The organism is Dellaglioa sp. CoH-57-MRSF-19, from assembly GCF_056781975.1.
The window spans coordinates 1-269 of record NZ_JBXAXW010000273.1; the positions used below are offsets into that span (position 1 = coordinate 1).

1 protein-coding gene is annotated in these 269 nt (G+C 61.7%); it reads right to left on the minus strand.

Annotation, left to right across the window (positions count from 1 at the left end; translation table 11 throughout):
- Nucleotides 1–210 (minus strand): Hsp20/alpha crystallin family protein (locus tag AC1RO3_RS09200; RefSeq protein ID WP_481764117.1); only part of this gene is annotated, 210 nt, incomplete at its 3' end.
- Nucleotides 211–269: the final 59 nt, after the last annotated feature.

Below are 269 nucleotides of genomic sequence, written 5' to 3' on the forward strand. Positions count from 1 at the left end.
CATCTCACGGTTTGCGCGAATGGTGAGCAGGTGTCCGTCGACGTCGATGTCAATCGACGACGGGTCGACACCGGGGAGGTCGGCTCGGAGCACGTACTGCTCGCCTTCGCGACTCAGGTCGACCGGCATGGTGCGTGGCTGCCGGCTGGAGTCGAACGCGGTCTGAGCAAGCCGCTCCAGATGGGTGAAAGGGTCAAACGACATAGCCATGATGTGATCTCCCTTCTTCCAGGCGCGACGCTAAGGTCACGCGTTGTTCCCGTGTCGAT